Origin of the sequence: Phytobacter sp. SCO41, assembly GCF_003073275.1 — a bacterium.
In the GTDB taxonomy this organism is placed as follows: domain Bacteria; phylum Pseudomonadota; class Gammaproteobacteria; order Enterobacterales; family Enterobacteriaceae; genus Phytobacter; species Phytobacter diazotrophicus.
The window spans coordinates 3,539,498-3,561,225 of record NZ_CP027225.1; the positions used below are offsets into that span (position 1 = coordinate 3,539,498).

Annotated in this window: 21 protein-coding genes; 6 read left to right on the plus strand and 15 right to left on the minus strand. The window is 51.0% G+C overall.

The window, feature by feature from the left end:
- Nucleotides 1–87 precede the first annotated feature (87 nt).
- From araH to C5523_RS17290, 4 genes are all read right to left on the minus strand, one after another.
- Nucleotides 88–1,077 (minus strand): L-arabinose ABC transporter permease AraH, encoded by a 990-nt coding sequence (gene araH / locus C5523_RS17270; RefSeq protein ID WP_162303309.1) that lies wholly within the window; start codon nt 1,075–1,077, stop codon nt 88–90.
- An 11-nt stretch (nt 1,078–1,088) separates the two neighbouring features.
- Nucleotides 1,089–2,603 carry an L-arabinose ABC transporter ATP-binding protein AraG gene (gene araG / locus C5523_RS17275; protein WP_108701618.1) on the minus strand — a complete coding sequence of 505 codons (1,515 nt, stop codon included), beginning with the start codon at nt 2,601–2,603 and terminating at the stop codon, nt 1,089–1,091.
- Nucleotides 2,604–2,673: 70 nt separating this feature from the next.
- On the minus strand, nt 2,674–3,663 hold the full coding sequence (locus C5523_RS17280) for an arabinose ABC transporter substrate-binding protein (RefSeq protein WP_039078671.1): 990 nt from the start codon (nt 3,661–3,663) through the stop codon (nt 2,674–2,676).
- A 317-nt stretch (nt 3,664–3,980) separates the two neighbouring features.
- Nucleotides 3,981–4,538: a DJ-1/PfpI family protein gene (locus C5523_RS17290; RefSeq protein WP_071194632.1), complete on the minus strand. Its 558-nt coding sequence runs from the start codon at nt 4,536–4,538 to the stop codon at nt 3,981–3,983.
- A 392-nt stretch (nt 4,539–4,930) separates the two neighbouring features.
- Here C5523_RS17290 and C5523_RS17295 point away from each other — a divergent pair, with 392 nt between their 5' ends.
- Complete coding sequence (locus C5523_RS17295) at nt 4,931–5,377, plus strand: ferritin-like domain-containing protein (protein ID WP_108701619.1); 447 nt, start codon at nt 4,931–4,933, stop codon at nt 5,375–5,377.
- A 213-nt stretch (nt 5,378–5,590) separates the two neighbouring features.
- Nucleotides 5,591–6,934, plus strand: coding sequence for an anaerobic C4-dicarboxylate transporter (locus C5523_RS17300; RefSeq protein WP_039078669.1), 1,344 nt, complete (start codon nt 5,591–5,593; stop codon nt 6,932–6,934).
- Nucleotides 6,935–7,025: 91 nt separating this feature from the next.
- Here C5523_RS17300 and azuC read toward each other — a convergent pair whose 3' ends face one another.
- Entirely contained in the window at nt 7,026–7,109 is an 84-nt protein-coding gene (gene azuC, locus C5523_RS17305) for a stress response protein AzuC (protein WP_088218881.1), read from the minus strand.
- A gap of 265 nt (nt 7,110–7,374) precedes the next feature.
- A complete protein-coding gene (locus C5523_RS17310) occupies nt 7,375–8,013 on the minus strand; it encodes an RpiB/LacA/LacB family sugar-phosphate isomerase (protein WP_071194634.1) in 639 nt (212 codons plus the stop codon).
- 244 nt (nt 8,014–8,257) lie between these two features.
- Here C5523_RS17310 and yecR point away from each other — a divergent pair, with 244 nt between their 5' ends.
- Together yecR and ftnA are read left to right on the plus strand one after the other, a co-directional pair.
- Nucleotides 8,258–8,596 carry a YecR family lipoprotein gene (yecR, locus tag C5523_RS17315; RefSeq protein WP_039078778.1) on the plus strand — a complete coding sequence of 113 codons (339 nt, stop codon included), beginning with the start codon at nt 8,258–8,260 and terminating at the stop codon, nt 8,594–8,596.
- A gap of 208 nt (nt 8,597–8,804) precedes the next feature.
- Nucleotides 8,805–9,302 carry a non-heme ferritin gene (gene ftnA, locus C5523_RS17320; protein WP_039078667.1) on the plus strand — a complete coding sequence of 166 codons (498 nt, stop codon included), beginning with the start codon at nt 8,805–8,807 and terminating at the stop codon, nt 9,300–9,302.
- Nucleotides 9,303–9,341: 39 nt separating this feature from the next.
- Here the strand turns inward: ftnA and C5523_RS17325 are convergent, their stop codons facing one another.
- On the minus strand, nt 9,342–9,581 hold the full coding sequence (locus tag C5523_RS17325) for a YecH family metal-binding protein (RefSeq protein WP_039078666.1): 240 nt from the start codon (nt 9,579–9,581) through the stop codon (nt 9,342–9,344).
- Between the two features lie 241 nt (nt 9,582–9,822).
- Between C5523_RS17325 and tyrP the strand changes: the two genes are divergently transcribed.
- Nucleotides 9,823–11,034 carry a tyrosine transporter TyrP gene (gene tyrP / locus C5523_RS17330; RefSeq protein WP_108701620.1) on the plus strand — a complete coding sequence of 404 codons (1,212 nt, stop codon included), beginning with the start codon at nt 9,823–9,825 and terminating at the stop codon, nt 11,032–11,034.
- Nucleotides 11,035–11,064: 30 nt separating this feature from the next.
- Here tyrP and C5523_RS17335 read toward each other — a convergent pair whose 3' ends face one another.
- From C5523_RS17335 to efeU, 6 genes are all read right to left on the minus strand, one after another.
- Nucleotides 11,065–11,733 carry a YecA family protein gene (locus C5523_RS17335; RefSeq protein WP_079496748.1) on the minus strand — a complete coding sequence of 223 codons (669 nt, stop codon included), beginning with the start codon at nt 11,731–11,733 and terminating at the stop codon, nt 11,065–11,067.
- A gap of 135 nt (nt 11,734–11,868) precedes the next feature.
- On the minus strand, nt 11,869–13,149 hold the full coding sequence (locus C5523_RS17340; protein ID WP_108701621.1) for a hypothetical protein: 1,281 nt from the start codon (nt 13,147–13,149) through the stop codon (nt 11,869–11,871).
- A 279-nt stretch (nt 13,150–13,428) separates the two neighbouring features.
- A complete protein-coding gene (phoH, locus tag C5523_RS17345; protein ID WP_039078777.1) occupies nt 13,429–14,217 on the minus strand; it encodes a phosphate starvation-inducible protein PhoH in 789 nt (262 codons plus the stop codon).
- A gap of 541 nt (nt 14,218–14,758) precedes the next feature.
- The gene (gene efeB / locus C5523_RS17350) at nt 14,759–16,042 is read right to left on the minus strand and encodes an iron uptake transporter deferrochelatase/peroxidase subunit (RefSeq protein WP_039078662.1); all 1,284 of its coding nucleotides are present in this window, start codon (nt 16,040–16,042) and stop codon (nt 14,759–14,761) included.
- A gap of 5 nt (nt 16,043–16,047) precedes the next feature.
- Nucleotides 16,048–17,175, minus strand: coding sequence for an iron uptake system protein EfeO (gene efeO / locus C5523_RS17355; protein WP_108701622.1), 1,128 nt, complete (start codon nt 17,173–17,175; stop codon nt 16,048–16,050).
- A 53-nt stretch (nt 17,176–17,228) separates the two neighbouring features.
- The gene (gene efeU / locus C5523_RS17360) at nt 17,229–18,062 is read right to left on the minus strand and encodes an iron uptake transporter permease EfeU (RefSeq protein WP_039078776.1); all 834 of its coding nucleotides are present in this window, start codon (nt 18,060–18,062) and stop codon (nt 17,229–17,231) included.
- A 277-nt stretch (nt 18,063–18,339) separates the two neighbouring features.
- Here efeU and C5523_RS17365 point away from each other — a divergent pair, with 277 nt between their 5' ends.
- Nucleotides 18,340–19,524: a NupC/NupG family nucleoside CNT transporter gene (locus tag C5523_RS17365; RefSeq protein WP_108701623.1), complete on the plus strand. Its 1,185-nt coding sequence runs from the start codon at nt 18,340–18,342 to the stop codon at nt 19,522–19,524.
- Between the two features lie 36 nt (nt 19,525–19,560).
- On the opposite strand, the gene C5523_RS17370 is transcribed toward C5523_RS17365, so the two are convergent.
- Nucleotides 19,561–19,992, minus strand: coding sequence for a DUF3574 domain-containing protein (locus C5523_RS17370; RefSeq protein ID WP_108701624.1), 432 nt, complete (start codon nt 19,990–19,992; stop codon nt 19,561–19,563).
- A 94-nt stretch (nt 19,993–20,086) separates the two neighbouring features.
- Entirely contained in the window at nt 20,087–21,595 is a 1,509-nt protein-coding gene (putP, locus tag C5523_RS17375) for a sodium/proline symporter PutP (RefSeq protein ID WP_039078658.1), read from the minus strand.
- Nucleotides 21,596–21,728 lie beyond the last annotated feature (133 nt).

A 21,728-nucleotide genomic window follows, 5' to 3' on the forward strand; every position in this document is an offset into this window, starting at 1 on the left:
TTATGCATAACCCATCAACCATTCTGGCGGTTGATGGGTTACTGGAGGTATGCTTAAAGATCAATCATCATAGCGATGACAGGAGGATTAAACAGTTCTTTTAGCCTTCTGTTTGTAGCGGTCAAAAATTACCGCAGCCAGCAAGATCAAACCACGCACCACATACTGGGCAAACGGCGAGATGTTCAGCAGGTTCATCGCATTCTCTACCGTCCCCAGAATCAGGATCCCGGCGACCACGTAAGAGATTTTACCGATACCGCCTTTCAGCGAAACCCCACCCAGCACGCAGGCCGAAATCACAATCAGCTCATAACCGATAGAGGTCATCGGCTGACCGCTTGTCATACGCGAGGCCAGGATAATCCCTGCCGCCGCGGATACCAGCCCGGACAGAACAAAGATAATGATTTTCGTGCGCACCACGGGTACGCCCGCCAGACGCGCCGCTTCTTCATTGCCGCCAATGGCCAGCGTGTTTCGACCGAACGTCGTTTTGTTTAGCAGGAAGCCAAACACGATAAGGCAGGCGACAGTCAGCCAGATTGGCGCAGGCAGCCCCAGCCAGTTGGCATAACCAAGCGTAAAGAAGCTCTCGTCTTCAATACCGACCGCTTTACCATCAGAAATGATATAAGCCAGCCCGCGCACAATTTGCATCGTGGCAAGGGTCGTGATCAGGGCGTTAATTTTCAGCCGGGCAATCACGAAACCGTTAATAAACCCGCTCACCACGCCCAGCATCAGGCCAGCAAATACGCCCAGCCACAGGCTACCTGACATGTTGATCACCACAGCGGTGGTAACACCAGCACAGGCGATGACGGATGCAACCGAAAGGTCGAAGTCACCGGAGGCCAGACAGAACAACATCCCGCAGGCCACCATACCGGACATGGAGATTGCAAGCCCCAGCCCTTTCATGTTCACAAACGAGGCGAAGTTCGGCACAAAAACGGCGCAGCCGATAAACAGTGCGGCAAACACCACCAGCATACCGAACTGATCCCAGATGCGGCCCAGGCTAAAGGCCGATGGCGACTTCGGTGCGCCAGAAGAAGTTACAGATGACATCATATTCTCCTTGCTCAGGCGACAGCCTGGCTAACTTTAGGCATCGCGAGGCTGAGCGCTCGCTGTTCATCGGCCTGACCATGAAGCAATTCACCGGCAATTTCGCCTTCGCGCATCACCACGATGCGGTCGGCGACGCCAAGGACTTCCGGCAGGTCGCTTGAGGCAAACAACACCGCTACACCACGGGCTGCCAGCGCATAGATAACGTTATAGATTTCATGCTTGGCCCCCACATCAATCCCGCGAGTGGGTTCATCGAGCAAAATGACCTTCATCTCTTCCGATAACCAACGTCCCAGAATGGCCTTTTGCTGATTACCACCGGAAAGATTCATAATTAACTGGTCGGCACTGGGCGTTTTGATATTCAGGCTACGAATATGATGCTCGGCGTTCTGCGCCTCCCAGCCGTTATTGATCAAACACCCTGCATGGGTAAACTTACGCCGGGCGCTGATATTGATATTCTCCTGTACGGAGTGGACGGGAATAATCCCTTCTGCTTTACGGTCTTCCGGGCAGAGCATCATACCGGCGCGAATGGCATGGGATGGTTTCTGGATATTAACCTCAGCACCGTCAATAAAGACTTTCCCTTCGGTAATTCGCGTACCGCCGAACAAACCTTTCATTAACTCGCTGCGCCCTGCCCCTACCAGACCGAATAGACCAACAATCTCGCCGCTGCGTACCGTCAGGCTAATCGGTGTGCGAACACCGGGCGCTTTAACCTGATCGAGGCGTAGCCGTTCATCGCCATAGTCGCGCGGCTGCCAGCCGTAGATGTCGCCCAGGTCACGGCCAACCATCGCCTGTACTAGCTGGTCATGGTTAACCTGCTGCATGTCCGTGAACGTACGGACATAACGTCCATCTTTAAACACGGTAATGGCATCGCTGAGGGCGAAGATCTCTTCCATGCGGTGCGAAACATACAAAATGACGCGCCCTTCTTTACGCAGCTCACGAATAACCCTGAACAGGTTTTCGATTTCGCGCGCCGACAGTGAGCTTGTCGGTTCATCAAAGGCAATAACTTTGGCGTTACGTGCCAGCGCCTTCGCGATTTCGACCATCTGCCACTGGCCGATGGAGAGATATTTGAGCGGCGTCTGTGGATCAATATCCAGCCCCAGATGCTTGAGTTGCAGACCCGCTTCATAATTAAGGAGTGAGCGGTTAACGATCCCGCTTTTATGGGGTAACTGGCCGAGATAGATATTCTCCGCCACCGTCATTTCCGGTACCAGATGCAGTTCCTGGTAGATGATAGCCACACCGGCATTGAGCGCCGCCGTAGTATCCGCGAAGCTAACTTCCTGTCCTTTAATTGCCAGCGTACCGGTCGTCGGTGCGTAATTACCGCTGAGAATTTTCAACAGGGTCGACTTACCCGCGCCATTCTCCCCCATCAACGCGTGGACCTGACCGGCATGACAGTCAAAGCTGATATCGCTCAGGGCCTTGACGCCGGGGAACGTCTTGCCGATGCCGCGGAAGGAAAGATAAGGAGTAGAGTCTTGCATAACGTCTCCGTGAATCAGTTCAGTGTACTTCTGGCCCTCCCTGATAAGGGAGGGCACAACCATCAGAGATTTACTTCACGCCTAACCCTTTTTTCGCCAGCTCTTCTTTGAAGTTATCGCGAGTGATCAGCACCACATCGGTAACCGCAGTGAATTTCGGCGGCTCAACACCTTTGGTCACCCAGTTGTAGAGCAGCTCGCTGGTTTTATAGCCATGCACATCCGGGCTTGGCAGCAGAGAACCGTAGAAGCCGGTCGCCTGCGCTTTCGACAGCTCGCTCACCGCGTCCACACCGTTAATACCAATGCCAATCACATCCGCAGCTTTAAAGCCCTGGCCTTCGGTTGCACGCACGCCGCCCAGGACGGTGTTATCGTTCATACCCAGCACCAGCCAGTGTTTCACTTCCGGATGTTGCACCAGCAGAGAGTTACCGGCATCAAACGCACCGGGGATATCGTTTGATTTTGTCGGTACCTGGTAAATTTGTTTTTCCGGGAAGCCCGCGGCTTTCAGCGCATCCATTGAACCGGTGGTACGGCGACGTGCGGTATCCAGTTCATTGGCCGTGATCGCCATAACGCCGGTCGTTTTCACATCCCAGCCGCGTTTTTGCATCTCTTTGTACAATTCCTGACCCTGACGCGCGCCGATTTCGCTGGCAGCCATCATGACCAGAGGAACGGAGGTCATCGGTTCGCCTTTGGCATTAACGAACTGATCATCCACGGTAATGACTTTCATGTCATAACCGCGCGCTTTAGCAACAATCGCGGAACCTAATTTCGGGTCCGGCGTACAGATAACGAAGCCTTTTGCGCCGCTCGCTGCCAGACTGTCGATAGCATTCAGTGTTTTTTCGCCATCCGGAACGGCGATTTTAATCACCTCAAACCCTAAATCCTTGCCCGCCTTATCGGCGAATTTCCATTCAGTCTGGAACCAGGGTTCTTCAGGTTGTTTTACCAAAAAACCCAGTTTCATTGTTTCAGCAATAGCGGATTGTGACATAACGGCGGCAAGGCCAATGGCTGCTAACGCTTTAGTGAATTTGTGCATGGTTAACTCCAGCTTTGACTTTCTTTTACGTAGGGAAAAATAACTACCGGTTAACTTAAAAGGTCATAAAACAAGGCATTAGGATCCGTGCTTCCCTGGATACCTGTGCTGGCAGTAGTTTTAGCGGGAAATTGATTCTCCATAGGAGAGCAATATCACACCGCAGAATTACAGTAATTCCGTACATAAATTCAGCGGATTAAGACATAAAAATGGGCGTATTTGTCGTACAAATCAGAAGGGTATTAGCAGGATAATCCATAGCTCCAGCTCGGTTATCCTTGTCCCCCGATACAAGGTGTATCGGGGTGTACAAGTTACCAATGGTAATAAATATGATCTGCGTGATCGCGCACGGGGGTTTCATCGCCCAGCAAGCGTGCCGACAGGGCAAACGCAAAATCAAACGCGTGGCCAAGACCTTTGCCGCTTAACAGATTGCGGTCTTCCACCACCGGGGCATCAACGTACTCGCCGTTTCGAACCCCTTGCCACAAATCGCCGGAGCAGACGTAGCGGCGGCCATCCAGCAGGTCATTGCCGCCGAGCACTCTTGCGGCCGCGGAGCAAATCGGGCAAATCAGCCTGTTCTGCGCATCGTGATGCTTAACAAATGCGATAACTTCTGTGTTCGCGGCAAGGTTAACACTGCCCTGCGGGCCACCCGGAAGCACCACGGCGTCGTAAAGTGTGTCAGCACGCTCGCTCAGCGTGCTGTCTGCCACCATCGGAATATTGTGATAGCTCACTACCGCACGTGATTGCGCGCAGGCCAGCGTTTCAACCTCGATATTCAGGCGACGCAGAATGTCGATGGTAATAATCGCCTCTGCCTCTTCAAACCCTGGCGCTAACAACACCGCCACTTTTTTCATTGCCTACTCCTTACCCTGTTGTTGTCGTCAATTGTCCATACATTAAATCAAAACGGTGTTTCAAAAACGTTCTTAAGTCACATTCTTGCCGCCAGGCGAGCGCAAGCCGTCACTTTTCAGGTAACCAGAGAAACCGCAGGCTTTTGAAAGATAGGTTTATTTGCCTGTCGGAATAAGTGCACCCTCTGTAAGAGAAAACGAATATTTATGACTGAATAAAACTATCATCCACATGTCATATGGGCGAAATGAACAATAACGTAATATAACTTAGGATACGCTTCTTCCTCTGTAATCCTTATGCAACTCACGTTGAGGCAGATGAATACCTGAATGGTTTGCCGTTTTAATTTAACACGTGCAAAAACTTACTCTGTAATAAGGATATTATTATGATGACCTCTGTAATGACGCAGAAATTGAATACCCAGATGAATCTTGAGTTTCATGCGTCACATCTTTATATCTCTCTTGGCAACGGGTGTATGACGCGTAACCTTCCTGCTATGGGGGTGTTTCTGCGCATTCAGGCGCAAAAAAGTGTGACGCGAATGATGCAACTGTTCGAATATATTAAGGCGTCAGGGACCTGGCCGGTTATTAAGGCGGTTGATATGGTGGACAATAATTTTGTCTCTGTTGAGGATGTTCTAAAGCAACTCATGGAAAACCAGGCCCTGCGTATCTGTGCACTGGAATGTCTGGCCGAAGAGATCGCATTGGACACTAATATGGCCACTCTCGAACTCATAAACAACATTCGCGCAGAATATCAAAACAATCACGAAGAATTAAAAAACATTCTCACTATTCAGTATTCCGCTTCCCTTGCCTGTTAATTTTTCCGCGTTACCCCTTCCTGTCGTCAGTCGATGTTTAATCCCCCCACCGACTGACCCATTACTTTGCCAGGGTATGAATTATTTGTTAATAAAAAGTATATAAGTTATTGCTTTTATTAATTTTGCTCAAATTGGATCTGGCTCTCATTGAGAGACGTTACAAAATGTAATGATCTATTCAATGTATTAATGTCCAGGACAAGGTGAGTCATGATTACCATTGAATTTATCATTATAATTCTCTGTTTATTAATAGGGACACGTTTTGGCGGGATGGGGCTGGGTTTAATCAGCGGTATCGGCCTTTTTCTCCTGAGTTTTGTATTTGGTCTGGAGCCGGGCAAGCCGCCGGTTGATGTTATGCTCACGATTCTTGCCGTTATTGGTTGCGCGGCTACGCTGCAAACCGCAGGCGGTCTGAACGTGATGATGCAATTTGCGGAGCGGTTATTACGTCGCCATCCCCAACATATTACGTTGCTGGCACCGTTCACCACATGGACATTGACGTTTCTCTGCGGTACCGGGCATGTGGTCTACACCATGTTTCCTATCATCGCCGACATTGCGCTTAAGAAAAATATCCGCCCGGAACGTCCGATGGCCGTGGCTTCTATTGCCTCGCAGATGGCGATTACCGCATCGCCGGTCTCCGTTGCCGTCGTGTCGCTGGTCTCCATTCTTGCCGCGCAACACGGCATTGGTCATGCCTGGAGTATCCTTGAAATACTGGCCGTCTCTGTTCCGGCCTCGCTGTTCGGGGTCGCTATCGCCGCGCTGTGGAGCCTGCGCCGTGGTAAAGATCTGGCAGACGACAAAGAATTCCAGGAAAAATTAAAAGATCCGAAACAGCGTGAATTCATTTATGGCAGTAGCGAAACACTGATGAACCAGCGCTTCCCCAAAGAGGCCTACTGGTCAACGTGGATCTTTTTTGCCGGTATCCTGGTCGTGGTATTACTCGGCGCACTCCCGCAATTGCGCCCGGCTTTCGACGTAAAAGGTAAACTTTCACCCCTCTCTATGAACCTGGTCATTCAGATGATGATGCTGATTGCCGGTGCCGTGATGCTGATGGTCTGTAAGGTCAACGCTTCTGCTATATCAGGCGGTGCGGTATTCAAAGCGGGAATGGTGGCTATTTTCTCGGTGTTTGGTGTTGCATGGATGAGTGATACTTTTTTCCAGGCACATCTGAACGAACTGAAAATGGCGCTGGAAGGGGTCGTGAAAAGCCATCCGTGGACCTACGCTATCGTGCTGTTCCTCGTCTCGAAACTGGTAAACAGCCAGGCCGCCGCACTGACCGCCGTTGCGCCAATGGGTCTGATGCTGGGCGTTGAACCCAAAATGTTGATCGCATTCTTCCCGGCCTCGTACGGCTATTTTGTTCTGCCGACCTACCCGAGTGACCTGGCCTGTATCGGCTTTGACCGCTCAGGCACCACGCGTATCGGCAAATTTATCATTAACCACAGCTTTATCATTCCGGGTCTGATTGGCGTGAGTTGCGCCTGTGCTGCCAGCTACATGTTGGTCTCGGCTTTCTTCTGATAGCAAAAAGCGGCGAAGATCGCCGCTTTTATCACCCTTCCGCCTTTTGTTGCGGACATAAAAAAACCTGCCTCGGCAGGTTTTTTTATCATCAGAACATGGCACCCGGGGGGACATCTTTGAAGGTTTTGCAGTAGGTTTCAAAAATGCTTTTCAGGATTTTGCGCAGTTTCATGTTTTGCTCCGGCGATTGTTATGCAGGTGTTATCGGTTGATGTGCATATAATATGACCTCCGTCACAAAAAGCAATATTTACGTGATAGAAATCACGTTTTATTTTTAAAGAAAAACAGTTTTTGTTAAAAATTCGTGTAGAATCTGCGGCTTACACTCTAAAATTTTTTTGTATTTTTAAAAAATAATTGGATAAGTTAAGGAAACAGTGGCGGGTGAACACGGAAGGGAAAGCAGAGGCCAGCGTGTGCTGACCTCAGGGGTATCAGGCGAGGATCTCACGCACGAAAGCTTCGATGGCTTTATCCTGGCAGTTTTCAAAGAAGCACTGCTGGAAACGCGGGCCGGAAACGGCGGTTTTCACCAGTTCCGGATCGATGGCGCGTAAGGTATCAAGGTAGTTCTCTTTGACTACCGCCGCTTTTACCTGGTTGAGGATACCGGCATTACGCACCTGCGGCTCTTTACGTTCCGGCGGGTAGCCTTCACCTTTACGGCCCGTGAACGCTTTTTCAAAGATAAAGCGCACATTCAGCTCCGCGCCCCAGCCAAACCCTTTGGCGAACGGCAATGAGAGCGCGTTGCCGTTGTTAATCTGGGCAAACAGGAAAGCGTCAGCCGGATCAATACAGTAACCACAAATAACGCCAGGATGAATATTCAGGGACATCAGCGCCCCCTGCCCTGTACCGCAACCCGTCACTACAAAGTCGACCGCTTTAGCATTCAGCAGAATACTGGCCATAATACCAAGGTGGATATAGGTCAGGTGATGATCGTTTTCGTCACTCATACCCACATTGAAGACCGGAAAATCTTTTTCATCCGCAACCGCTTTCAGTTCTTTAAGGATGACGGCGTTTTTCGCTGCCTGGCTGTTTTCCATCATCAGTGCAATCTTCATCTTCATCTCCTGGTTAATGCATTAAGTGGTCAAATTGGATTAACCTTACTACCTGATAAACAGACTTTCAAATTTAATGAAAAATAGTTTTAAAAAAGCAAATTGCGTTCACAGTTTTGCCTGAAATGGACCTGATTGCCCCGTCGTTGCACGTAAAAAGGTCAGTTAAGCAGGCTATTCTGCCGATTGCCCGCGTAATAAGTCGGTAAGATGCAACAATGCCCATATGAATCAGAGCGCTTTCATGAACAAAATCCTTGTTGCCGCCTCGCTGCTACTGCTCGCCGGGTGCTCAATAACCAAAGAACCCAAAGTCAGCAATGTTGATACGACCAATGGTCTGATCCGTCTTAGCTTTAATCAGGCGATGATGCAAAACGCACACTATGACGAATACACCACGCAGGGAACCGCCAACAAGCAGTGTCAACAAATGGGCTATGCGACCGCAGTGGCCTATGGTCAGCCCATTTCGACCTGTAGCCTGATCAGTGGTTCCGTCTGTATGAACACGACCATCACCATTCAGTACCAGTGCCGTGGTATGGCGCTCAACAACGTGCCGGCCGCCAGAGCCTGGTAACAATTAATGCCAGTGCTCCACCGCTGGCATTACTCTTTATTTAAATAAAAGAATAATTATCATTTCCCCGCTTATTTTCCTGCAATGCGTGTTATTCCCATTCTCATTTTTAATAAAAATTATTTTTTATTTTACCTTTTGCAAATAATTAAATAACAAATTATAGTGGCCGCTCTTTACCTCTTTTATTATTTTTCGGAGTGGCGCCATGCTTAAAGCTGAAATGATTGAAAAACTCAATGAGCAGATGAACCTCGAACTTTTTTCGTCGCTGCTTTATCAACAAATGAGCGCCTGGTGCAGCTATAACAGCTTTGAAGGTGCCGCCGCATTTCTGCGCCGCCATGCGCAGGAAGAGATGACGCACATGCAGCGTCTGTTTGATTATCTGGCAGATACCGGCAGCTTACCGCGCATTAATACTATTCAGTCGCCGTTTGCCGAATACGCTTCGCTGGATGAATTGTTCCGTGCGACTTACGAACACGAGCAGTTGATCACCCAGAAAATTAACGAACTGGCGCACGTCGCAATGACCTCGCAGGATTATCCGACGTTTAATTTCCTGCAGTGGTATGTAGCGGAACAACATGAAGAAGAAAAACTGTTTAAATCCGTTATTGATAAACTGACGCTGGCGGGTAAAAGCGGCGAAGGTCTTTATTTTATCGATAAAGAACTGTCTACTCTCGACACCGCAAATTAAGCAAAATGCGGTAATGACTCTACATTACCGCATTATTTTTTAGTGCTGGCAGATTTTACTTTCGTGGGTAGAAAACCCATTTTCCGCAGGAATGAATTTCCCACGCGATGCCAGAAACGCCACCAGCTCCGCTGCCGTCATATCCTCTGCTGAGCAGGTATGAAAACGGGCATCCTTACCAAAGCGCATACAGATTGCCGCCTCCAGGCTTTGCTCTGAATAACGCTCCCCTGACTCCAGCATCATATTAAGTACTTCATGACCATGAATTGACGCCATACACCCTCCGCTTAAAAGATGCATCATAGACACATCTTTATAAGGGTTTATTGCGCTGAGACAGGTTTACCTGCATTGCGCGCCGCCTGTAGAGCACCAGCCAAACGACCAAAGGTAAGCGCCTCTTTTCATGTAATTATTTATTTACACTGTTTGTAAGCCCGGTTTGACGCAGATCGGTTTTTCACATACTCTGCGCCGCATATTTGATAAAGAATGCGGTTTGAATCCAGAGGAAAGTGTGAAGAATCGAGCACTTGGCAGTGTTTTTATTGTGGCTGGTACCACTATTGGCGCAGGGATGCTGGCGATGCCGCTGGCCGCCGCCGGGGTCGGATTTAGTGTAACGCTGGTTTTACTCTTCGCCCTGTGGGGACTGATGTGTTATACCGCGCTGTTATTGCTCGAAGTCTATCAGCACGTGCCCGCCGATACAGGGCTCGGTAGTCTGGCGCGACGTTACCTGGGGCGTTACGGGCAGTGGATCACCGGTTTTAGCATGATGTTTTTGATGTATGCCCTGACGGCGGCTTATATCAGCGGCGCCGGTGAGCTGCTGGCGTCCAGCCTCAGCGCATGGACTGGCATCAATGTATCGTCATCAGGCGGGGTATTTTTGTTTACCTTTGTCGCCGGTGGCGTGGTCTGTATTGGCACATCACTGGTCGATTTATTCAACCGTTTCCTGTTTAGCGCCAAGATTATTTTCCTGGTGGTAATGCTCGCGCTGCTCCTGCCACATGTTCATCAGGTGAATTTACTCACCCTGCCGCTGGAAAAAGGGATGGCCCTCTCCGCCATGCCGGTGATTTTTACCTCTTTTGGCTTTCATGGCAGCGTGCCGAGCATTGTCAGTTATATGGGCGGTAACGTTCGCAAGCTGCGCGGGATATTTATCACCGGCAGCGCGATCCCGCTGGTCGCCTATATTTTCTGGCAACTGGCGACCCTTGGCAGTATTGAGTCTTCAACCTTTATGGGGATGCTGGCTAACCATGCCGGGCTGAATGGACTTCTTGAGGCGCTGCGCGAAGTGGTTGCCTCCGCGCATGTGGAACTGGCTGTTCATCTGTTTGCCGACCTGGCGCTGGCGACCTCATTTTTAGGTGTGTCGCTTGGTCTATTTGATTATCTGGCCGACCTGTTCCAGCGCCGCAACACGGCTGTCGGGCGTCTGCAAACCGGCGCGATAACCTTTTTGCCCCCGCTGGCCTTCGCCCTCTTCTATCCGCGCGGTTTTGTGATGGCGCTCGGTTATGCTGGCGTGGCGCTTGCGGTGCTGGCCCTGCTGATCCCCGCCCTGCTCGCATGGCAAAGCCGTAAGGCGCATGGACAAGCGCAATATCGTGTTCTGGGCGGGAGACCTATGCTCTGCCTGGTGATGGCCTGCGGCGTAACTATTATTGCCGTACAATTTGCGATTTCAGCAGGCTTGCTGCCGGAAGTGGGATAATAAATCGGGCTCATCAGGAGCCCGGTTTTTTTAGTGCAGGCAGCAGCTTTTGAATTTCTTACCGCTGCCACACGGGCAAGGATCGTTACGCCCGACTTTTACACCATTCACCTGCGGTTTCTGAGCAACAGGCTGTTGTGGATTCGCCGACCAGTACTCATACAGACGCAGAGCGGCAGGCCTGATAGCCTCTACGCTTTCATTGAATTCCTCTTCGGTGAATTCATCCAGACGCTCAAAGTTTTCTTCCAGCCCGTGCAAGGCAATAATATCCAGATCGGCCTTACGCTCCTCCGGCAAGCCTGACCAGTCGGTTAGCGCCACGCCGCGCATATAGCCAAAACACCACTCTTCAACCACCGTGTAGCTCTTACCGTCCACTTCGTTGTAACCAAAGACGGGTTCAAACTGATCCGGGTAATCACTCAGGCGCTCGGCAATATCGTTCAAATGCTTAAAGCAGAGATCGATAAAACGATTCATTTCACGATCGTTTTTCCAGCGCGGAATGTTCTTTTCGCCGCCCCATACAGCAACCAGCCAGCGATCCGGCTCGACAACCACCGGGCCGGACAATACGGCGGTCAACATACCATCCAGCTCCGCCACATCGAGTACGGACTCATCGCTGTGGCCATAAGCGACCAATGTCTCTTCCAGCCACTGCAATTCATTTTCATTTAACGGGCCTTCGGTCATTTACGACTCTCCTGATGGCATAAGGGATAAAAAAGAAGGGTATCACAGAAACGATAAGCGTAAAAAAGCCGGGACAAGCCCGGCTATTTATAATCAGGATTCTGGCGTCAATTTTTCGTTGCGCTAAACGGCCTTTTAATTAATGACCGTATGCAAAATCACCGCTTTAGTGTCAGGGTCGATAAGCTGTACATCATCTTTTACCAGCGTTGCCTCAATGGTATTACGATCGCCATTAATGCTGTCGATATGGATGAAATATTTCGCTGAGGTGCTGACATTTTTGCCTTTGCCTTTGAAATCGGCGAACTTCGCAGAGATCTCACGGGCCTGATCGTCAGGAACCAGCACTGTGCAGCCACGGACGGTCTTATCGACAGATAACGATACACCCCGTTCGTTGACGGTAATGCCCCCGTTCATGTTGCAAAGGAAGTTATGATATTCATAGCCTTTCTTTGCAAAGTCATAGCTGCTATCGGTAAGGGTAAAGATCCCCATATCGTTAATTTTGATAGCGTTTTCACCCGACGCTGTTTTCAGCTTCAGGAAGTCCTCATCATGATAAGAACCATCGCTGGTGGAATAAATGACGATATTTTTGATGTCTTTATATTGCGCAATTTTTGCTTTAATTTGCGGCAGTTCTTCTTTTTTGATGTCTTCTTTCGCAAATGAATCACTGGTGTTGTTCCATTTGTTGCTAAAGAGTCCCATCAGTTCATCATCGTTAAACTGGCGCGGAGTCTGGGCAAAATAGATATAAAAGAGATCTTTTGTAGAAATCGGCTGGTATTCGCTGTCGGCAACGTTTTTCAGCGCCTGATCTTTTGCATTTAATTCTGCTTCATATTTATCACGCCACGCCTTTTGGCCCGCCGTCGGCTCGACTTTGCTTTGCTTCATGTCGGCCAGCGCGAATTTCCCTTCGGTGATAATTTTCTTATCAGCCTTAGTGATGGTATAGGAGATCGGCGTTGAGAAGACTTTACCGTAAATCTCATCACTGCTGAAATCAGCCTGGGCACTACAGGTCAGGCTGTCCTGGCCTGTTGCAGAAAGCGTCGGGTTACTTATTTTCAGAACGTCAGTCTGGCCAAAGCCTTTGTTAAAGGTATCAGCGGAATAGAGAAAACTGTCATCAATACGACTTTTTCTTCTCAGCTCCGAATCAGTAATGCTTTTGGTCGAGTCAACGTTACGATCGCTAAAAGGATAATAGTTAAAGGGATGTTGGGTTAAAAACTCACTGGTGCCCGCTTTGAAGTTGTTTGTTAATTGCTCAATTGCCTGCGGCGACTTACATAAAGTCTGAGCTTCTTCGCTTGTCAGTTCAGAAATCTTTTTATCTTCAACCGCTTTATCGCAGCCAACCAATACGACTGACAGCCCTAAAATACATACAATCCCGCGCATAATTCCCTCTTAAATAATGACACTTTTACTTAATGTTCCGCATTTACCAGCATCACCTAAAAACAATCAGTGGCAGCGCCCGATCCGTAGAAGTTGTCACATACAGCTAAGGCGAAATAGCCAACGGCAATGTTGATAATTAAAAAGCGGCGCATAACACTAGCAGGATTATCAGACGACATGTACCCACCTGTTTTAGTACATGAAAAACCTGTGAGTGATTTTATTTAAAGCAAAAAAAAGCCCGGTTTCCCGGGCTCTTATCATGCGCTAAAAAGCTTAGTAGTAGGCTTTCAGCGTTCTCTGGCAGAGTGCGGAGCGGACGCAATCGTCTGTGGTGAAACGCACCACCCCTACCATCTCATCTTCCTCAAAACGCGACAGCGCATCGCTCAGACCGGACTGCACCCCGCGGGGCAAATCACACTGAGTCACATCACCGTTGACGATTACCGTCACATTTTCCCCGAGGCGCGTTAAGAACATTTTCATTTGCGCAGCGGTCACATTCTGAGCCTCGTCAAGAATGACAACCGCATTTTCAAAGGTACGTCCGCGCATATAGGCGAACGGCGCGATCTCTACCTTACCAATCTCTGGTCGCAGGCAGTATTGCATGAAGGACGCACCCAACCTTTTCACCAGCACATCATAGACGGGCCGGAAATAAGGGGCGAACTTCTCCGAAATATCACCAGGTAAGAAGCCGAGATCTTCGTCGGCCTGCAGAACCGGTCGGGTTACAATAATCCTGTCCACATCCTTATGAATCAGGGCTTCCGCCGCTTTCGCCGCGCTGATCCATGTTTTACCGCAGCCAGCTTCCCCGGTCGCGAATATCAGTTGTTTACTCTCGATAGCATTCAGGTACTGCGCCTGAGCTTCATTACGCGCAACAATCGGTGAATTATCACGGCTATCCCTTGCCATTCCAATTGCTTCAACGCCACTCATCTGCACAAGCGAGGTGACCGACTCTTCTTCACGCTGTTTGTGACTGCGCGAATCGCGTCTCAGCACACGTTTAGCTTCACGACGAGCTTTGATCACTGCTTTCTGTCTTCCCATGGATAGCACCTTGAGTTGTTGGTTTACATCACACGCACCAAAATCGGCACGATTATGCGCACGAACGTCTGAGGTTTGGCTTCCTTTTAAGCCATGTCTTGCCTTTGAAATTGACATAACAAAGCAGCCGTCATCAGCGCTTGCCATGTCGGTTAAATCAGAAACAGGAATGAAGGAGAGAAATTCAGAGGTGAAGCGTTTACTGCCGGAGTGTGCATCCCCGAGCCGGGTGTTGCGCTGTTTGTTGGTGTTACGTCCAGTTGTGGACTTTACCATCCGCGATCTCCAGGTGACGACATCACCGCAGGGCAGTAATTCTATGTAATAAGTACATCAGGAATTAGCATAAACGCAACATTATTTTCACCGAAAGGTAACGAGCGTTTACCCTGCGCTATGGAAAAGAGTGTCTACGAAGAATATTACAGAAAAATAACAGATACTTTCTCATACGAAAAATCGATAGTTTGATGGCAGAAAAAGTGTGAACGGATGCTACAGATAAGAGATTATCCTGCCTGGCTTCAGGCAGGATTCTTTTTCAGGCTTCGAGCAGTGCTTGCCCGAGATACTGGTTTTGGTCTTTAACCCCTGGCAGCACGAAGAAGTAGCCGCCGCCGATGGGCTTAATATACTCCTCCAGCGCTTCGCCATTGAGACGTTTTTGCACGGTCAGAAACCCCTTCTCCAGGTCGTGCTGATAGCAGACAAACAGGAGTCCCATATCAAGCTGCCCGGCATTGGTGACACCCAGGGAATAGCTATAACCCCGGCGCATCATCAGGCTCGACTGCGTCTCTGGCGTACGTGGATTTGCCAGACGAATATGGCTGTCCAGGGCAATCACATCGCCACCGGGGTCGCTGGCGTAATCGGGGACATCATGCTCGTTGTGCATCCCCAGCGGCGCGCCGGTTTGCTTGTCGCGACCAAAGATAGTCTGCTGCTCTTTGAGTGGCGTACGATCCCAGAACTCCACGTGAAACTGAATGATACGCACGGCCTGATAGCTACCGCCCACGGCCCACGCAGGCTCCGCCTGATCGCTTGTTACCCACACAACCTTGTCCATCAGCGCGTTATCACTGCTGTCCGGGTTTGCCGTACCATCCTTAAAGCCCAGCAGGTTTACCGGCGTCTCCTTTCCTTTACTGCGCGCGGCGTGGTCGGAGATAAACCCTTCTCGCTTCCAGCGAACGCTCAGTAAATCAGGCGTGTGTTTAATCAAATCGCGCAGGGCATGAATCACCGTGTCCTGGGTATTGGCGCAGATTTGCACCAGCAGGTCACCATGGCTTAATGAAGAGACCAGCGCATCGTTGGGAAAGCGCTCCATCTTTTGCAATTTTTTCGGCTTTTGCGCACGCAGGCCAAAGCGGTCATCGAACAGAGAATCACCCAACGAAACCGTGATGGTCAGATTATCCGGTGCGATAAACGGCCCGAGAATACCGGAATCCATCGGCGGCAGGCGCGGATTAGGGGTTTCCGGCGCCGGCCCCCCTTCGGTCAGAAAAGCGATACGTTGCGTTAACAGACGAAACAGACGCTGCAAATCGGCTTTGTCGGACGCCAGCACATCAAACGCCACCAGCATCATCGACGCCTGTTGCGGCGTCAAAATCCCGGCCTGATGCTCACCATAAAAGGGCTGCTTTTCCATGCGCGCATTCGGGGAGAGTGTGCCTGGCGCACTTTGCGGTTTGGCCGCATGCGCCACCGGACATCCTCCGGCCAGGGCAAGGGCGCCTCCCAGCGCGCCCATACCTTTTAATAAACGGCGACGCGAAGGCTCGCTAACGCCGTACTCTTCTTTGTCATTCATGATAGTTAGTCCAGACCGAGCACACCGCGCAGTTGAGCGAGATCTTCCGCCAGCGTCGTGATCGGCCCTTTAAGCGCGTTACGGTCAGCATCCGTCAGCTTGTCATAGGTCTCATAGCCGTCTTTGGTACGGTATTTCGCCAGAATAGCGTCGACTTTCTTAAAGTTCGCATCCACTTTACCGAGCAGTTCGGCGTTGTTTTTCTGCAACTGCGGACGCAGCAGATTGACGATTTTCTGCGCGCCATCGACGTTAGCCTGGAAATCCCACAGATCGGTATGGCTGTAGCGGTCTTCTTCACCGCTGATTTTGGTCGCCGCGACCTCTTCAATCAGACCCGCAGCGCCCCCCACCACTTTTGACGGCGGGAATGCCAGCTCGCTGATGCGTTTTTGCAGCTCCTGCACGTCGGTGTAGAGCTGGTCAGCATAGGTGTCCATGCCTTTCACCGAGTTGTCGCCAAACAGGGCTTTTTCCAGACGGTGGAAACCGGTGAATTTCGGATCGTCTGCCTTCTTCTCGTAGTCATCTTCGCGGGCATCAATACTGCCGTCCAGGTCGGAGAACAGCTCAGCGATCGGTTCAATACGCTCATAGTGCTGGCGCGTCGGCGCATACAGCGATTTCGCTTTTTCGATATCGCCCGCTTTCACCGCATCGGTAAAGGCTTTTGTCCCTTTTACCAGTTCGGCTGTCTCGGCTGTCACGTAGGCTTTATAGTCGGTGATAGCAGTGCCAAGGCTCAGCAGCGCTTCGCTTTTTGCCGCATCCGCCGTCGCCTGGCCTTTAACGATGAGTTTGCCTTTCGGGTTGGTAAGCAGGCCGCAGGTCATGTCATATTCACCCGGCTGCAGGTTAGCGGTCAGCTTCTGGCTAAAGCCCGGCGCAATGTTTTCGCGCTCTTCAACCACCAGCACCCCTTTGAGGATTTCCCACTCCAGCGCCTTCTGACTCTGGTTGACGATGAGGAACTGCGTTTTACCCGAGTTTACCGTCAGATTCATCGGCTCACACTGCTTGTCCGTGACGGTCACTTTTACCTGAGGGACATCCGCTGCATGGGCAGCAAACGCGCAAGAAAGCAGCGTTGCGATCCCTGCCTGTAACGCACTACGACGAAAATGAATTGCCATGACCCCTTCCCTTCTTAAAGTATGTTGTAACTATAATTCACCCGGTACAGCGATTATTGTGCAGCTCTGGAAGGCTGCGAGCCTGAGCGCGATGGCATGACATACAGCACCAGCGCAGGAATTAAGTAGAGGAACCAGACGCCAACTTCGCTGACGCTCGGTGTCTCCTGATAGCCGAAAATGCCTTCCAGCAGCGTGCCCGTCAGAGAGTGCGTAGTCAGCACGTTGCTCAGATCGAACGCCACATCCTGGAAGTGGTTCCACAGTCCGGCCTCATGAAAGGCGCGAATCGCCCCTGCCGCCAGACCTGCCGCAACCAGCAAAATAAACAGGCTGGTCCATTTGAAGAACGCACCGAGGTTCAGACGAATGCCGCCCCAGTAGAGCAGGAAGCCGAGTACCACGGCCGCAACCAGCCCAAGCACCGCGCCCACAGGCGGCCAGATCCCCACATCTTGCTGGAATGCCGCCAGCAGAAAGAAGACCGATTCCAGCCCTTCGCGCGCCACCGCGAAGAAGACCATCATGATCAGCGCCCAGCCATGGTTGTTTCGGCTGGCGAGGGCGTTATCTACCGCCTGCTCCAGTTGCACTTTGACGTTGCGGGAGACTTTGCGCATCCAGAAGACCATCCATGTCAGGATCACCACGGCAATCACCGCGACAATACCTTCAAACAGCTCCTGCTCTTTCTGCGGGAACTCACCGGTGGTTTCGTTAATGATGATGCCGAGCGCCAGACATAGCGCCGCGGCGAGGAATACACCAATCCACATCACGCCAATCCAGCGTCCGCGCTGAGTGCGCTTGAGGTAACTGGCAATCAAACTTACGATCAGTGCCGCTTCGAGGCCTTCACGTAACATAATGAGAAATGGAACAAACATGCGGACGCCTCTGCTGTCATCAATGGTCAATTGCTGAAAAGAAAAGTAAATTTCTTTGATAGTGATTATCATTACGGAAAAAAGAAACTCAAGCGAAAATTAATATGAATAATGAAAGGATGTAACCGGGTCGCAAACTAAGACTGATCGAAACGGCTGTTATGCAGAATCAGAAGGTATATGGCAAAAAGTTAGCTTACAAATCATTAACTTTTTGTTTACTGAGTATACGGGCTGTGGCTAAATGAGCGCCCCAATTACCTGCACAATTTTCGACATGATCAACTTCCTACATTTTCTGCTGGCGCTGGTCGTCATTCTGGCTCTGGCATGGCTCACCAGCTTTGACCGCCGCAAAGTTCGCGTGCGCTTTATTCTGCAATTAGTGGTTATTGAACTGGCGCTGGCATGGTTCTTTTTGCATGCGCAAAGCGGACTGACGCTAATTAAATATGTCTCTGGCTTTTTTGAAACACTGCTCAAATTTGCAGGTGAAGGCACCAACTTTGTCTTTGGCGGGATGAGTGAAAAAGGGTTGGCATTTATTTTCCTCGGCGTTCTGTGCCCTATCGTCTTTATTTCCGCGCTGATCGGTATTTTGCAGCACTGGCGTATTCTGCCGATTTTTATTCGTCTTATCGGCACGCTGCTGTCAAAACTCAACGGCATGGGCAAGCTGGAGTCGTTTAACGCGGTCAGCTCGCTGATCCTTGGCCAGTCGGAAAACTTCATTGCCTACAAAGGGATTCTGGCCGACCTGTCCTCACGTCGTCTGTTCACCATGGCCGCAACCGCGATGTCGACGGTATCGCTGTCGATTGTCGGCGCCTATATGACGATGCTGGATGCCAAATATGTGGTGGCGGCGTTAATCCTTAATATGTTCAGCACCTTTATTATCCTGTCAGTCATTAACCCGACGCGCCCGGAAGCCGAACCGGAAATTAAGCTGGAAAAACTCCACGAATCACAAAGTTTCTTTGAGATGATGGGGGAATATATTCTGGCCGGTTTCAAAGTGGCGATGATTATCCTGGCCATGCTGATTGGCTTTATTGCCCTGATTAGCGCGGTCAATGCCCTCTTCTCTACCCTGTTTGGCATCAGCTTCCAGCAAATTCTTGGCTATGTGTTCTACCCGCTGGCGTGGCTGGTCGGCATTCCGCTTTCCGATGCCCTGCATGCGGGCAGCATTATGGCGACCAAACTGGTGGCTAACGAGTTTGTGGCGATGATCGAACTGCAGAAAGTTGCCGCTGAAATGACGCCGCGCGGGCTTGGGATCCTCTCCGTCTTCCTGGTGTCGTTCGCCAACTTCGCCTCTATCGGCATCGTGGCGGGCGCCATTAAAGGGCTTAACGAGCAGCAGGGGAATGTCGTCTCACGCTTTGGTTTGCGCCTGGTCTATGGTGCAACGCTGGTGAGTCTGCTTTCCGCCGCTTTTGCAGGCGTTGTGCTTTAATTCTCACGGCGGGCTTCACACCCGCCGTTTTTTTTATCAGAACTGTACGCAAACCGGCTGATCAACCCGCATCACAGACTCCTGCCCGAAACGGGTTTTGTAGAGCGTGCGCAGCGTTTCGATATTGCTTTCACTTCCGGCATCTTTCCCGTGGATCAGCATTAACGCTTTGCTCGCTTCCTTCGCCACTTTGCCGTCGTTACCCAGCCATTGTCCGCGCGCGTCAAACACCGTCAGGCCATCACGAAAGCGCGGCGTCACGTCCGTATCGACAAACTGCTGCCACTCCTGTGCGGTGACATCTTTCCCTGCCGGGCGGCTTAAGCCGAAATAGAGCGTGGTTTGTTGCATCTGATTGTCGGCTTTGCAGCTCTGGGCGGGCTGCTGCGCCTGTTTTGCCGGCTGTGCGACGCAGCCTGCCAGTAAACCCGCGAACGCCAGTGCAGTAACCCCTGTCTTTATCTTCATCTTGCTATCCTCATTGTTATAAGCAATGTGATAAGAGCGTAAATGCACTGTTATATCAAGAAAAAACCCGCCGAAGCGGGTTTAGCAAGAGGGATCAGTCGGCCTGCAAGCGTGTCGGTGGCGCAGAGTGATAATGTGCGTCTGCTTCGGCGAAGCGGTCTTGCATCGCGCGAGACGGTGCTTTACCCAGCAGGCTGAACACCACAATGCCAAGACTACCGAACACAAAGCCCGGAATGATTTCATACAGCCCCAGCCAGGCGAACTGCTTCCAGACGATAACGGTGACCGCACCGATAACCATCCCGGCCAGCGCGCCGTTGCGGGTCATTTTTGACCACATGACCGAGAACAGCACCACCGGGCCAAACGCCGCGCCAAAGCCTGCCCATGCGTAGCTGACCAGGCCCAGCACGCGGTTTTCCGGGTTCGCCGCCAGCGCAATGGATACCAGCGCCACCAGCAGCACCATCACGCGGCCAACCCAGACCAGCTCGGTCTGCCCGGCATTTTTACGCAGGAACGCTTTGTAGAAATCTTCTGTCAGTGCGCTGGAGCACACCAGCAACTGACAGCTCAGGGTGGACATTACCGCCGCCAGAATCGCTGACAGCAGCACCCCGGCAATCCACGGATTAAACAGAATCTGTGCCAGTTCAATGAACACGCGTTCTGCGTTCTGATTGACCGCGCCAGCCTGTTCAGGGTGGTTATTAAAATAGGCAATCCCGAAGAAGCCCACGGCAACGGCCCCGGCAAGGCACAGGACCATCCAGGTCATGCTGATACGGCGGGCATGGACGATGCTGTGGTGAGAATCCGCCGCCATAAAGCGCGCCAGGATATGCGGCTGACCGAAATATCCCAGTCCCCAGCCCATCAACGAAATAATGGCAACGAAGTTCAGCCCTTTCAGCATGTCGATATTTTCGATGCTTTTCTGCTTGATAACTTCCAGCGAGTCCGCAAGGCCACCTACGGAGAGGATCACAATCACCGGGGTCAGGATCAGGGCGAAAATCATCAGGCTCGCCTGTACGGTATCGGTCCAGCTTACCGCCAGGAAACCGCCGATAAAGGTATAGATGATGGTTGCCGCCGCACCCGCCCATAGCGCGTGCTCGTATGTCATGCCGAAGGTACTTTCAAACAGACGCGCGCCCGCCACGATGCCGGAGGCACAGTAAATAGTGAAGAACACCAGAATGACGACCGCCGAGATAATACGCAGCAGGCGGCTTTTATCTTCAAAACGGCCGGTAAAATAGTCCGGCAGCGTCAGGGCATTATTATTGACCTCGGTATGCACGCGCAGACGACCTGCGACCAGCTTCCAGTTGACCCACGCGCCAAGCGTCAGGCCAATGGCGATCCAGCTTTCTGAAATACCCGAGATAAAAATGGCGCCGGGCAGCCCCATCAGCAACCAGCCGCTCATGTCCGATGCCCCTGCGGATAACGCAGTCACTAACGGGCCCAGACTACGACCACCTAAGATATAGTCATCAAAGTTTTTCGTTGAACGCCAGGCAAAGAACCCGATGAGAATCATGCCAAAGATATAAATGAAAAAGGTCACCAGCAGCGGTGTGCTAATTGCCATCAATAAAAGTCTCCAGGATTTACCCGTTATCTTCACCACCGGAACGGGGTAGCGATGTGATTGTTGTTATGAAGCGACCGTATCCTGCCGGAAGCCCCGGTTATTCACAAATGATTTAACACAGCATTTACAT

Excerpts from the sequence above, each read along its gene's own strand:
- efeB (WP_039078662.1), bottom strand. The coding sequence starts at position 16,042 with ATGAATGACAAAGAAGAGTACGGCGTTAGCGAGCCTTCGCGTCGCCGT.
- C5523_RS17340 (WP_108701621.1), bottom strand. The coding sequence starts at position 13,149 with ATGCGCGGGATTGTATGTATTTTAGGGCTGTCAGTCGTATTGGTTGGC.
- C5523_RS17290 (WP_071194632.1), bottom strand. The coding sequence starts at position 4,538 with ATGAAAAAAGTGGCGGTGTTGTTAGCGCCAGGGTTTGAAGAGGCAGAG.
- C5523_RS17295 (WP_108701619.1), top strand. The coding sequence starts at position 4,931 with ATGATGACCTCTGTAATGACGCAGAAATTGAATACCCAGATGAATCTT.
- C5523_RS17300 (WP_039078669.1), top strand. The coding sequence starts at position 5,591 with ATGATTACCATTGAATTTATCATTATAATTCTCTGTTTATTAATAGGG.
- C5523_RS17325 (WP_039078666.1), bottom strand. The coding sequence starts at position 9,581 with ATGGCGTCAATTCATGGTCATGAAGTACTTAATATGATGCTGGAGTCA.
- C5523_RS17335 (WP_079496748.1), bottom strand. The coding sequence starts at position 11,733 with ATGACCGAAGGCCCGTTAAATGAAAATGAATTGCAGTGGCTGGAAGAG.
- C5523_RS17280 (WP_039078671.1), bottom strand. The coding sequence starts at position 3,663 with ATGCACAAATTCACTAAAGCGTTAGCAGCCATTGGCCTTGCCGCCGTT.
- C5523_RS17310 (WP_071194634.1), bottom strand. The coding sequence starts at position 8,013 with ATGAAGATTGCACTGATGATGGAAAACAGCCAGGCAGCGAAAAACGCC.
- C5523_RS17370 (WP_108701624.1), bottom strand. The coding sequence starts at position 19,992 with ATGAAGATAAAGACAGGGGTTACTGCACTGGCGTTCGCGGGTTTACTG.
- phoH (WP_039078777.1), bottom strand. The coding sequence starts at position 14,217 with ATGGGAAGACAGAAAGCAGTGATCAAAGCTCGTCGTGAAGCTAAACGT.
- efeU (WP_039078776.1), bottom strand. The coding sequence starts at position 18,062 with ATGTTTGTTCCATTTCTCATTATGTTACGTGAAGGCCTCGAAGCGGCA.
- ftnA (WP_039078667.1), top strand. The coding sequence starts at position 8,805 with ATGCTTAAAGCTGAAATGATTGAAAAACTCAATGAGCAGATGAACCTC.
- araG (WP_108701618.1), bottom strand. The coding sequence starts at position 2,603 with ATGCAAGACTCTACTCCTTATCTTTCCTTCCGCGGCATCGGCAAGACG.
- efeO (WP_108701622.1), bottom strand. The coding sequence starts at position 17,175 with ATGGCAATTCATTTTCGTCGTAGTGCGTTACAGGCAGGGATCGCAACG.
- azuC (WP_088218881.1), bottom strand. The coding sequence starts at position 7,109 with ATGAAACTGCGCAAAATCCTGAAAAGCATTTTTGAAACCTACTGCAAA.
- araH (WP_162303309.1), bottom strand. The coding sequence starts at position 1,077 with ATGATGTCATCTGTAACTTCTTCTGGCGCACCGAAGTCGCCATCGGCC.
- yecR (WP_039078778.1), top strand. The coding sequence starts at position 8,258 with ATGAACAAAATCCTTGTTGCCGCCTCGCTGCTACTGCTCGCCGGGTGC.
- putP (WP_039078658.1), bottom strand. The coding sequence starts at position 21,595 with ATGGCAATTAGCACACCGCTGCTGGTGACCTTTTTCATTTATATCTTT.
- C5523_RS17365 (WP_108701623.1), top strand. The coding sequence starts at position 18,340 with ATGATCAACTTCCTACATTTTCTGCTGGCGCTGGTCGTCATTCTGGCT.